This window comes from Spongiibacter nanhainus (genome assembly GCF_016132545.1).
Taxonomy (GTDB): domain Bacteria; phylum Pseudomonadota; class Gammaproteobacteria; order Pseudomonadales; family Spongiibacteraceae; genus Spongiibacter; species Spongiibacter nanhainus.
In genome coordinates this window covers 1,884,199-1,896,271 of sequence record NZ_CP066167.1, presented here as the reverse complement: position 1 = coordinate 1,896,271, position 12,073 = coordinate 1,884,199, and the positions used below count along the sequence as shown (strand labels likewise).

12 protein-coding genes are annotated in these 12,073 nt (G+C 57.6%); all 12 read right to left on the bottom strand.

What is annotated here, in order from left to right:
* Nucleotides 1-8: 8 nt before the first annotated feature.
* The gene (gene fadB / locus I6N98_RS08660; RefSeq protein ID WP_198571371.1) at nt 9-2,156 is read right to left on the bottom strand and encodes a fatty acid oxidation complex subunit alpha FadB; all 2,148 of its coding nucleotides are present in this window, start codon (nt 2,154-2,156) and stop codon (nt 9-11) included.
* Between the two features lie 134 nt (nt 2,157-2,290).
* Nucleotides 2,291-3,361 carry a beta-N-acetylglucosaminidase domain-containing protein gene (locus I6N98_RS08655; RefSeq protein WP_198571370.1) on the bottom strand — a complete coding sequence of 357 codons (1,071 nt, stop codon included), beginning with the start codon at nt 3,359-3,361 and terminating at the stop codon, nt 2,291-2,293.
* Nucleotides 3,351-4,466 carry a glycine cleavage system aminomethyltransferase GcvT gene (gcvT, locus tag I6N98_RS08650; protein ID WP_198571369.1) on the bottom strand — a complete coding sequence of 372 codons (1,116 nt, stop codon included), beginning with the start codon at nt 4,464-4,466 and terminating at the stop codon, nt 3,351-3,353. The genes I6N98_RS08655 and gcvT overlap by 11 nt, the downstream gene beginning before the upstream one ends.
* A gap of 25 nt (nt 4,467-4,491) precedes the next feature.
* Nucleotides 4,492-5,259, bottom strand: coding sequence for a TatD family hydrolase (locus I6N98_RS08645; protein WP_198571368.1), 768 nt, complete (start codon nt 5,257-5,259; stop codon nt 4,492-4,494).
* Nucleotides 5,260-5,316: 57 nt separating this feature from the next.
* Nucleotides 5,317-5,667, bottom strand: coding sequence for a PilZ domain-containing protein (locus I6N98_RS08640; RefSeq protein WP_198571367.1), 351 nt, complete (start codon nt 5,665-5,667; stop codon nt 5,317-5,319).
* Nucleotides 5,668-5,736: 69 nt separating this feature from the next.
* Nucleotides 5,737-6,738, bottom strand: coding sequence for a DNA polymerase III subunit delta' (locus I6N98_RS08635; RefSeq protein ID WP_198571366.1), 1,002 nt, complete (start codon nt 6,736-6,738; stop codon nt 5,737-5,739).
* Nucleotides 6,735-7,388, bottom strand: coding sequence for a dTMP kinase (tmk, locus tag I6N98_RS08630; RefSeq protein ID WP_198571365.1), 654 nt, complete (start codon nt 7,386-7,388; stop codon nt 6,735-6,737). The genes I6N98_RS08635 and tmk overlap by 4 nt, the downstream gene beginning before the upstream one ends.
* A gap of 46 nt (nt 7,389-7,434) precedes the next feature.
* Nucleotides 7,435-8,478 carry an endolytic transglycosylase MltG gene (gene mltG, locus I6N98_RS08625; RefSeq protein ID WP_198571364.1) on the bottom strand — a complete coding sequence of 348 codons (1,044 nt, stop codon included), beginning with the start codon at nt 8,476-8,478 and terminating at the stop codon, nt 7,435-7,437.
* On the bottom strand, nt 8,471-9,322 hold the full coding sequence (gene pabC, locus I6N98_RS08620; RefSeq protein WP_198571363.1) for an aminodeoxychorismate lyase: 852 nt from the start codon (nt 9,320-9,322) through the stop codon (nt 8,471-8,473). Before pabC ends, mltG begins: the two co-directional genes overlap by 8 nt.
* A 12-nt stretch (nt 9,323-9,334) precedes the next feature.
* Nucleotides 9,335-10,579, bottom strand: coding sequence for a beta-ketoacyl-ACP synthase II (fabF, locus tag I6N98_RS08615; RefSeq protein ID WP_198571362.1), 1,245 nt, complete (start codon nt 10,577-10,579; stop codon nt 9,335-9,337).
* 308 nt (nt 10,580-10,887) lie between these two features.
* Nucleotides 10,888-11,121: an acyl carrier protein gene (gene acpP / locus I6N98_RS08610; protein WP_198571361.1), complete on the bottom strand. Its 234-nt coding sequence runs from the start codon at nt 11,119-11,121 to the stop codon at nt 10,888-10,890.
* 207 nt (nt 11,122-11,328) lie between these two features.
* Nucleotides 11,329-12,063 carry a 3-oxoacyl-ACP reductase FabG gene (fabG, locus tag I6N98_RS08605; RefSeq protein WP_198571360.1) on the bottom strand — a complete coding sequence of 245 codons (735 nt, stop codon included), beginning with the start codon at nt 12,061-12,063 and terminating at the stop codon, nt 11,329-11,331.
* Nucleotides 12,064-12,073: the final 10 nt, after the last annotated feature.

Here is a 12,073-nt window from a genome sequence, read left to right as displayed (position 1 = left end):
CCGCCCGATTATTTGAAGAAACTTTCGCCGTTTTCCGCCATGGCGGTGAGGCTTTCGGTCGCTTTATACAATTCGCCCAGATCGGCATGGCGGTCAGCCAGCTCACAGAAGGCCTTGACGCCCATCTGATGGATGTAGCGAATGGCACCACCGCGGAATACCGGGAAGCCGATACCCATGATCAAGCCCATGTCGGCTTCGGCTGGCGATTGCACAATGCCCTCGTCCAGGCAGCGTACTGTCTCGATACACATGGGGATCATCATCCGCGCCAGAATATCCTCGTCGGAAACCTCGAGCTCTGCCTGTTTGGACTGCTGAGCCAAAGCCAATGCGATCTCGTCTTCGGTCTTGCGGGGTTTGCCTTTCTTGTCTTCTTCGTACTTGTAGAAGCCCAGGCCGTTCTTCTGGCCGAAGCGCTTCTCCTCGTACATCAGCTCAGACACCCCTTTGAAGTCGTGCTTCATGCGCTCGGGGAAGCCCTCTGCCATCACTGCGGCTGCGTGGGAACAGGTATCGATGCCCACCACGTCCATCAAATAGGCGGGGCCCATGGGCATGCCGAAGTTTTCCATCACTTTATCGATGCGGCGGAAGTCGACACCGTCCCGAACCAGCATGTTGAAGCCGGCAAAATAGGGAAACAGCACCCGGTTGACGAAGAATCCGGGGCAGTCGTTCACCACAATGGGGGTTTTACCCATTTGCAGGGCATATTTCACGACCCGCGCTACAGTGGCATCGCTGGTTTTTTCACCGCGAATAACTTCCACCAAGGGCATGGCGTGAACCGGGTTGAAGAAGTGCATACCGCAGAAATTTTCCGGACGCTGCAGCGCCTCGGCGAGGTAGGTGATGGAAATCGTCGAGGTATTGGAGGCCAGCACCGCGTCTTCGCGGATATGTTTTTCAGTTTCGGCCAGCACGCTGTGCTTAACCTTGGGATTTTCCACCACCGCTTCCACTACGACGTCGGTGCGATCAAAACCTTGGTAGTGCAGGGTCGGTTCGATGGAACTGAGGATCGCCGCCATCTTCTCGGGGCTCATACGGCCACGGGCCACCCGCTTGGAGAGCAGCTTACCAGCCTCTTTCATTCCCAGATCCAGACCTTCCTGGGCGATGTCCTTCATAATGATCGGCGTGCCTTTAAAGGCCGACTGGTAGGCAATACCGCCGCCCATAATACCGGCACCCAATACGGCGGCCTGCTTCACCTCGGCGCCGGCCTTGGCGACGCCCTTGGCGACTTTGTTCACTTCCTGGTCGTTGAGGAACAAACCGATAAGCGCATCGGCCTGCGGCGTTTTGGTCAGCTTGATGAAGTGATCGATTTCCACCTCAATGGCCTCGTCGCGACCCAGTGTGGCGTTGGCCTCCATCGACTTCACCGCCGTGATCGGCGCCGGCATGTTTTTACCCGCCTGTTGGGCCACCAGGGCTTTGCCGGTGGTAAAGGCCATCATTCGCTCGATATCGTTGAGCTTGACCGGGGACAGTTTCTCCTGGCGGCGAGCCTGCCAGTTAAAGTTGCCACTAATGGCCTGCTTGAGCAGGTCGACCGCGGCTTCTTTCACCAACTCAGGGGCCACAACCGCGTCGACACCGCCATCTTTCAGCGCCACATCAGGTTTCTTGTGATCGCCCGTTGCGGTCCACAACATAGCATTGTCGCAACCGATAACCCGGGGCAGGCGCACCGTGCCGCCAAAACCAGGGTTGATGCCCAACTTGACTTCGGGCAAACCGACTGAGGCCGACGTGGACATAACCCGGTAATCGCAGGCCAAGCACATTTCAAAACCGCCACCCAGGGCGATGCCGTTAATCGCTACCACGGTGGGCACCGGAAGATCTTCAAACCGGTTAAACACCTGGTTGGCGCCAGTTACCCACTCCCGCAATTCGTCTTCGGGGAGCTTAAAGAGCTCGGTGAACTCGGTGATGTCGGCACCGACGATAAACACGCCTTTGCCGCTGGTCACCACCACACCTTTTAGGCCGGATTCAGCAGCCAATGCGTCTGTGGCTTCGCCCAGCTCTTGCAGCGTCAGACGGTTGAATTTGTTGACGGAATCTCCCTGCAAATCAAAGCAGAGTTCAGCGATACCCTCTTCCAGATACTTCGCCTGTAAGGCTTGACCTTGGTAAATCATTGCATGTCCTCATTCGTTGGCAATGGCGGCGTCTTACCTCGCCCATGTTTACCGTGTAAACATGGGCGAGGTAAGCTACCGCAATCGTTACTTGATGGCAAGGGCCCGTATGCCCTCAATGTGGTGCGCGAAAGCTACTCAGTCAAGCAAGCCGGATCGAAACGGTACTCTTCGTTTAGCCAGGCCCGCACTTCCTCTGCGACAGGGTGATCAATCGTCGCATAGTCGTGAATCAAGGTAGATTTATCATTATCAGTCAGGGCATCCAGCCCTTGGCTCTGGAACACTTGCGCGTCCCGGCGCAGCAATGACGCCAACACCTGTGGCAGCTCAGCGAGGGCAAGATCAAACTGCCGCTGGGCAGAGTAGTCCCCTCCCTCGCGGTAGATATTGGCCAAACCCGATAACACCAGCTCCGAAAGGTGGAACTGATTCATGGGGTTAACGTAGTGTCCAGCGGTCCACTTTGCCAGCCCCGCCGGGCGGCCGACAAAGGGCTGGAGATGCAAAAAGCGACTGGTTTTGCGGCCGTCATTCACCGGGTAGTTGTCCCACAGTAAGGGCTTGCGGCCCAGTTGCCGTTCAGCGCGGCGCATATCGCCCTCGCTGTAGCTGTCACTGATGACTTTGGGGCCGGTCCAAAGGATCTCGACATCCTTGGGCAAGCCCGCCGCCAAGTCTTCAAAATAGCCCACAGGCCTCGCGCCGAAGACCTCTTCGAGGATGGGATCGTCGCTGTAGTAGCTGGGGCAGACCGCCAGCTTAACAGCAGGTAGTTGCCTGCGAACGGCCTCCACCACCGCTACCTGGTTGGTCGCCAGATTGGGGTTGCCCGCTGGCAAATCGTCAAACAGTACCCACAGAATATCGGGGTTTAGCTGGGCAATTTCGGCAAGCTTCGATTCCAGCGCCTGCCGGTCGGCGTCGGTAAACTTTGCCTGAGCACCCGCCGGCGACAGCCCCAGTCCCCAGCGGATCCCGGCTGCCTGGCAGCATGTCGCCCAGGCCATTACTGCCTCGCGCCATGCCGCCGGAAACGGCGCACGCCAGTGACTGCGAAGCTGGGTGTCTCCTTTGGGGGCATAGACATAATCCCGGTAACCCCAGGCAGGGAGTTTGCCCACCAGCTCCCGGCGCTGAGCCCAGCTCCACTGACGCCCGTAAAACCCCTCGACAATGCCGAGAGTAAAGTCCTCAGCGGACATAGCGCTGGGTAATATAAGGCGCTTTGCGCACTGTGACCGGGATCAATTTGCCCCGGACGTCGGCGTAAAGCGACAGGCTACCGTCCAGTGCACTGGCATTAATATAAGCCATGGCGATCGGACTCGATACCGAGGGGCCAAAACCGCCACTGCAAACCGAGCCGATTACCCCGTTCTGCCCGTCGACGATATTGGCCCCCTCTCTCACCGGCGCACGACCGTCGATATCGAGTAGCACCCGCCGCCGGGTCGGACCGCTGGCCAAGGCAGCTTGCACGGCATCGGCACCGATATAGCCACCGGCTTTTTCCCCGTCGGGGCGACGCGATTTGGGGATGGCCCACATCAAATTGGCCTCCACCGGTGTGGTTTGGCCGTCCATATCGTGACCGTAAAGGCATAAGCCAGATTCCAGGCGCAATGAGTCCCGAGCACCGAGACCGATGGCCTCGACGTCATCCTGGTCCAATAGCAATCGCGCCAGTGCTTCAGCGTGTTGGTCAGCCACCGATATCTCAAAACCGTCCTCGCCGGTGTAACCCGAGCAACTGACCCAGCAGGGCATATCCGCGATAGTGACAAACGCGGTATCCATAAACACCATTTCCGAGATGTCGTCGCTGAAGCGGCTGAGAACCGCCCTGGCCTGAGGCCCCTGTAAGGCAAGCAAGGACTGCTCGGGAAGCAGCTCACAGGTCACCGACGCTGGCAGGTGGCGGCGCATCCAGGCCAGATCATCCTGCTTACAGGCCGCATTGACCACCGCCAGATAATCTTCGCCGCGGTTGGCCAACATCAAGTCATCGAGAATACCGCCCTGCTCACCCAACATCAGCGTGTAGCGCTGTCGCGACTCGGCAAGTCCAGCGACATCCTGGGGCAGCAGCACCGACAGGGCTTCCACCACGCCTTCCCCGCTGAGCCGAACCTGCCCCATATGGGAGACATCAAACAGGCCAGCGGCGGCCCGGGTGTGCAGGTGCTCTTTTTTCACCCCCAGGGGATATTGGACCGGCATATCGTAGCCGGCGAAGGGCACCATCTTGGCACCCAGCTCCACATGCAGACGGTGCAAAGCGGTCTTTTGAAGTGTCGAATCGGTCAAGACGGTCTCCCTGTGGAATCGCGGATTAGAAAAACAGCCGGTCAAAGTTGCGGGTGGTTTGCTCCACCACCTCCTGATAACTCAAGCCCTTGATGTCGGCGACGCACTGGGCCACTTCCACCACATTCTTGGGTTCGTTCTTCTTGCCCCGATAAGGCACAGGAGCCAGATAGGGCGAGTCGGTTTCCACCAGCAAGCGCTCCATGGGAACTTGCGCTACCACTTCCCGCAGCTCTGCCGCGTTTTTAAAGGTGATAATGCCGGAGAAAGAAATGAAATAGCCCATATCCATCGCCGCGCTGGCCATCTCCCAGGATTCGGTAAAGCAATGCAACACACCGGCCACCTTGGGGTCGCTGTGCTCTTTGATTAACTCCAGAGTGTCTTCCCGGGCGTTGCGGGTATGCACAATTACAGGTTTGCCGCATTGGGCCGATGCCCGCAGATGACCGGCAAAGCTGGCCATTTGCTGCTCGCGATTGTCGCCACTGTAATAGTAATCCAGGCCGGTTTCGCCGATGGCCACCACCTTGGGGTGATCGGCCCGTTGCAGCAACTCGTCTTCGGTGCATAACTGGTCGCTGATATCCAGCGGGTGAACCCCTACCGAGGCGTAGATATTGTCGAAGCGCTCGGCGATCTCCACTACAGTGGGAGCGTTGGACATATCGATACCGATACACAGTATGCGCTCGACCCCTCGGGCCTGTGCCGCGGCCACCGCAGCGCCCAGGTCGCCATCGTAGGGCGCCAGATCAATACGGTCCAAATGGCAATGGCTATCTACCAACATAGAATCACATCTTCAAGCTTGGAAAGTTAACGGTGTGCGCCCTGACTGTCCCGGGGGCTACATGGTGTGGGTCGGTTTATCGGACTCCATAATGCCGACCAGATAGGCTTCGATCTTTTTGTTTGCGGTGTTGTCGTCGCCGATAAACTGTACGCCAATACCAGCGGCGCGGTTACTCTGAGCGCCCCGGGGGGTGACCCAGACCACCCGACCGGCGACCGGCAGTTTCTCCGCCTCTTCCATCAGGCTCAGCAACATAAACACTTCGTCGCCAACCTTATACGGTTTGGTGGTGGGCACAAATAAACCGCCGTCCTTGATAAAGGGCATATAGGCGGCGTAAAGGACAGCTTTATCCCTGATTGTGAGGGAAAGAATACCGTTTTTTGCACTTTGTCCGGCTGTCACTCTGTGTGCTCCAGGCTAGATCGATTTTGTATCATAGCAAATCGCCGGGGTCGGTCTACAGCGGCGACCTCAGGCCGGCGTCGCCGCCAGCAAATCCAGCGCTCTTAGTATCAGGCTCTCGCACAAAAGTCGTTTGTTAAGGACGACGCCCCGGCGTATCTGCGACCGGCTTCGCACCACATCGTCGAGGAGTTCATAGACCGCAGTCGGCGACATCCCATGCCAACGCTCCCAACCGCCACCGGGAAGCTTGTCACCGGCCAACAAATGGCGATTGACCGCCATAAGCCGGTTTGCCCACCAATCCAGCACCAGCTCAGCGTCGACCTCCTGCTGTTTTTCAGCCAGCTGCAGGGCGGGCATTTTTTGTTCAATGACATTGTCCAACCCGACATCAAATTCCTGCCAGCGTCCCCAGGTATCGGTCTCATAAAGGGCCCTGGCCGCCAGAGGGCTGCCGCCGGTCTGGGACAGCAGGGTATCGGCCAATTCGGCATCCCCCAGTTGCTGACCTAACCACTGCCGGGCAGCGGCAGGCTCGGGAGCCGCCAGGCTCATTTGCAGGCAGCGGGAGCGTATGGTGGGCAACAGCAGGCTCGGCGCATGACTGAGCAGCAGTAGCACCGTAGTCCCCGCCGGTTCTTCCAGAGTTTTAAGCAGGGCATTGGCAGTAAAGTGGTTCATTGCTTCGGCTGGATGTAGCAGGATCAACTTTCGCCCGCCCTCCCGGTGGGCGTGCTGAGCGGCAAACTGCTGCACCGTGCGCACCTGGTCGATAGCAATCTGGCGCTTACCCTCTTCTGGGGCAATCTCTCGAAAATCTGGATGACTGCCCGACGCTAACAGCTGGCAACTGCGACACTGACCACAGGCAACTTGCTGGGGAGACTCGCACAAAAGCAGGCTGGCGAAAGCCCGACCAAAGCGGAGCTTACCCACGCCTGCGGGACCGGACAGCAGCAGTGCATGGGGCAGCCGCCCCGCCGACAGCAATTGCTTGACCCGCTGCCAATCCCCCTGCTGCCAGGGGTAGGCCAGAGTCTCCAGGGTGCTGGGCGTCGCGTCGCTCATGACTCTCCAGTCGGCGTACGGTTGGCGCTGAGGTAGGGCGTCAGGGCGTCGACTATCTGCCCCTGGACCGATGTTAGCGATTGACTGGCATCGATGACCGCAAAGCGACCCGGTTCTCGCTCAACCTGGGACAAATACGCCTGGCGCACCCGCTCAAAAAAGTCCAGTTCTTCCCGCTCGAAGCGATCCAGATCACCCCGACGGCTGGCGCGCTGCATACCCACCTCCACCGGTGCGTCCAGAAGTAGCGTCAAATCAGGGCGCAGGTCCCCCTGCACCAGAGACTGCAATTGGCCGATCACCACGTCAGACATTTGTCGGCCACCCCCCTGATAGGCAAAGGTGGCATCGGTAAAGCGATCACACAGCACCCAGTTGCCAGCGGCCAGAGCCGGCTCAATTTTTTCGCTGAGGTGCTGGGCCCGAGCGGCAAACACCAGCAACAGCTCGGTCAATTCACTCATCGCTTCGTCACGGGGTGTCAGCAACAGTTGCCGAATATCCTCCGCCAAAGGCGTACCACCCGGCTCCCGGGTCACGACAAAATCGATGCCCGCCGCCTGCAGTTGCCGGGCCACAAAATCCAGGTTAGTGGATTTACCGACTCCCTCGCTGCCCTCGACGGTGATGAATTTTCCCCTGTGACTCACTGACGAATCTCCGGATTCATTGTTTGCGTGGCTCCCAATGGTGCCTCTACTGTGGCGCTGATCGATAGTCCTTGCGGCGCTGCAACTGATACTGGCGAACAGCGGCTTCGTGCTCAGCCAGTGTGGCTGAAAACTGGTGGCTACCGTCGCCCCGGGCGACAAAGTACAACGCGTCACCGGGCTCGGGGTGCAGTGCCGCGTGGATTGCCTCCCGCCCTGCCAGGGCGATGGGCGTGGGCGGCAGTCCCCGATGGGCGTAGGTATTGTAGGGATTATCGTCATCCCTGAGGTGACGGCTGCGCAGATTGCCGTCAAAGCTCTCGCCCAAACCGTAAATAATGGTGGGATCGGTCTGCAACAGCATACCCTTTTGCAGCCGCCTTACAAACACACCGGCAATAGTGCCCCGCTCGGCGGCGACCCCGGTCTCTTTTTCGATGATCGAGGCCATAATCAAGGCTTCATAGGGCGACTCGTAAGGCAGCCCCACCGCCCTGGTCTGCCATTCTTCGTCTAGCACCGCCAGCATGCGTTGATAGGCCCGCCGTAGAATACTCTCCGGTGAGTCTCCACGCTGAAAATCATAGGTATCCGGAAACATCAGGCCTTCCGGCGATGCTGCCAGTGGCGATTCGATTTGCAGTTGTTGCCAGAGTTCGGGACCGTCGCCAATAATCTCCCCGTCCAGCAAGGCATGTTGGTTAAGCAGTCTGAGCACTTCACTTAAACGCCAGCCTTCCACCAGGGTAAGCTTACGGCGCACCACCTGCCCTTCCCGCATTTTGGTCAACCATTCGCCGATGGTGATGCCCTGCAGCAAACGATATTCACCGGCGCGAATTTGGGCTGCCCCGGGAAACAGTCGTCCGTAAATTTTCAAGGCCGTGCTGTCATCCAGCCAGCCGTCGGTTTCGGCCTGATTGATGGCCGTAGAAAAGCCAGTTCCCGGTGGAAGGATAAAAATTACTTCATTATCATTCAGTTGAAGAGGCTTATTGAGAACACTTGTTACATAAGCCGCCGAAGACAACAGCACCAGCACCACGGGAAAAACGATAGCGACAGAGCATTTGAATAAAAACTTAAGCATGAAATACGTCGCTGAATTGCTGCTGAAATTGTCGGGTCAGCGCACCGATGGGCTTGTGAACACAACCGATCGCCGTGACCGGCCAAATGCCGAATACGCTGTTGCAAAGAAATACTTCGTCGGCGGCCAATACTTCAGCCACCGACAGACGTCTGAGAGTCGCCACTACACCGGAATTATCGCAGCTTGCCAGTAAGCGCTGACGCATAATACCGGCCACGCCACAGTTAGCCAGATCCGGGGTGTAAAGGCGTCCATCGCGCACGATAAACAGGTTACTTCGGGTACCTTCGACCACGGCTGAAGTAGTATCCAGCATCAGTCCTTCAGGCAAGCTCCGTTCATTGAGCTCCCGGGCGGCAAGTACCTGCTCCAGACGGTTGAGATGCTTGATACCGGCCAGAGTCGGCTGCGGTGATAGGCGCTGCTGGCATAAGTCAATCCTCACCCCGTGTTGCCAGTAGTTATCGCCGCCCGGTGCCGGAAACGATGCCACCACTCTGTCACTGTGCGAGTGGGATGGCGTATAACCTCGCCCACCAGCCCGTCGAGCCACAACAATTTTGATCACCCCAGCGCTGTCAATGGTCCGACCTAGCTGCGCAACGTCGTCCTCAATCGCGATCAAGTCTGTTTCCAGCCCCAGCAGCCGGCAACCCGACGCCAGGCGCTGCAAGTGATCCTCCAGCCACAGTGCCTCACCGGCTCGCCACAGCAGTGTTTCGAAAACACCATCACCGTACGCCAGCCCTCGGGACAGCGCAGACACCGCCCGACTGCGGCGACCATTCACCAGCAGGGATTGGCTGTGTAACTGGGCAGGGTTCGACGGATCCAGAGCCACTACGCCTTAAACTCAGTCTGCAAACTGGCTGAACAACAGACTACCGTTGGTGCCGCCAAAGCCGAATGAGTTGGAAAGCGCGTGCTTAATGGTCCGCTGCTGAGCGGTATGGGGTACGTAGTTCAGATCACAGCCCTCGTCGGGGTTATCCAGATTGATGGTAGGTGGCGCCACCTGATCGCGGATCGACAGCACGGTAAAAATGGCCTCTACGGCGCCGGCGGCACCCAGCAAATGGCCAATCATGGATTTGGTCGAACTCACCGCTACACTATTGGCAGCCTCCCCCATCAGCGCCTCAACGGCGCGACTTTCCGCCAGATCCCCCGCTTGGGTAGAGGTGCCGTGGGCATTGATGTAATCGATATCGGTGGCGGCAACACCGGCATCCTGGGCGGCATTTTTCATCGCTGCCAGCGCGCCCCGACCATCCTCCGGTGGCGACGTCATGTGGAAGGCATCGCAACTCATGCCAAAGCCCGACAGCTCAGCGTAGATTTTTGCTCCCCGTTTGCGGGCAGACTCTAACTCTTCGAGCACCAGAATACCTGCGCCGTCTCCCAACACAAAACCATCCCGATCTCGATCCCAGGGGCGGCTGGCCGCCTCGGGATCGTCATTGCGGGTCGACATGGCCCGGGCAGCGGCGAAGCCGCCGACACCCACCGGGGTGGTGGCCATCTCGGCGCCACCCACCACCATGGCATCGGCGTCGCCGTAGGCAATCATACGAGCCGCGATACCAATATTGTGGGTGCCGGTGGTACAAGCGGTGGTGATGGCAATGCTGGGACCTTGCAGGTTGTGGCGAATGGCCAGCAGGCCCTCCACCATATTGATAATGGCACCGGGGACGGTAAAGGGAGAGAGTTTGCGAGGGCCGCTTTTCTCGATCACCATGCGGCTGCTTTCAATGAGCCCAATACCTCCGATACCCGAACCAATGGCCGTGCCGACCCGGTGCGCGTTATCGTCGTTAACTTCCAGGCCCGCGTCGGCCAGCGCTTGCTCGGCGGCAGCGATACCGTAGTGAATGAAGGGGTCGAAACGCTTTGCTTCTTTGGCAGACATGTACTGGTCAACGGCAAAGTTTTTTACCGCGCCGCCAATGCGGGTATTGAAATTGGATACATCAAAGCTGTCGATAGTGGCAATACCGCTCTTGCCATCCAGAATTGCCGACCAACTTTGGTCAACAGAGTTACCCAGCGGACTCAACATACCCAAACCGGTAACCACCACCCTGCGCTTTGCCATATCTACCCTCTTCCAACTGTTCCGGGGGCTCTTCAAGCAGCCCCGGCAATCTTTTTTCACTAAATTCGCTGTTATCGTTGTACAGGCTCGACCACTGGGTCAAATCAGTGCGCCTTTGGGCACTTGCAGATACCTGCAAACACGTGCCTCTTTCAGTCACACGGCCACAAGTCTGATTAACTCACAATACGACAATATCTGTCTCACCGATGCCGGCTTTAGGCGCAACAGCCGGACATAAAAAAAGCCGCCCTATTCTCATAGCAACGGCTTTTCCAACGGCTGAACCGTGTCGCAAGCGGTACGACTTACAAGTTTTCCTTGATGTAGTCGATAGCCAGCTTCACAGTCGTGATTTTCTCAGCTTCTTCGTCGGGGATTTCGGTTTCGAATTCCTCTTCAAGAGCCATTACCAGTTCGACTGTATCCAGAGAGTCCGCGCCCAGGTCCTCTACGAAAGATGCAGACTCCTGCACGTCGTCTTCCTTAACACCCAGCTGCTCTGCAACAATCTTCTTGACGCGTTCTTCGATGCTACTCATGGTCCTCAGTGACTCCTAGTTAAATTTAAAGTTGGGAGCGTTTCTGCTTCTTACCGTGACAAGCGCCACAGCGAGCCGGAAACGATCTATAAATCGATAGCTACCGCTCAGCACTTCGGCGCATTCTACCTCGACTCTCCGCTCTTGTGCATAGCAAAATACCAGTTTTTAGCGATTGTAAGCTTTTTTTCTCGCAAAAACAGATGTTTACGCCATATACATACCGCCGTTAACGTGGATTGTCTCACCGGTGATATACGCAGCAGCGTCGCTGACCAGGAAGGCCACCACGCCGGCAATCTCATCCGCTTCGCCCAGGCGCTGCAGGGGGATTTGCGCTTTAAGTGCGTCGCGCTGGGCGTCAGGCAACTTCTTAGTCATATCGGTATCGATAAAGCCCGGCGACACGCTGTTGACGGTGATCCCTCGGGAACCAATTTCACTGGCCAGCGCCCGGGTAAAACCATTCATACCGGCCTTGGCGGCGGCGTAGTTGGCCTGCCCGGCATTGCCCATTGATCCCACCACCGAACTGATATTGACGATGCGGCCCCAGCGCGCTTTGGTCATGCCCCGCAGGCAGCCTTTAACCAGCCGATAGAGGGAGTTGAGATTGGTATCGATAACATCAAACCACTCGTCATCCTTCATCCGCAGCATGATGTTGTCTTTAGTGATGCCAGCATTATTCACCAGCACCGTGGGCGCGCCATATTTTTCGTTGATGGCTTTCAATACCGCCTCCACCGATTCACTGGAGGCAATATCCAGTGCCATGCCACTGCCCTCAATGCCCGCCTCTTGCAGATACTGGGCAATGGATTGGGCGCCGCCCTCTGTTGTAGCGGTGCCAATAACCTGAAAGCCCGCCTTACCCAGGCCCAGAGCAATCGCCTTGCCAATGCCACGGCTGGCACCGGTTACCAGTGCGACTTTTTCCATACTTTTTTAC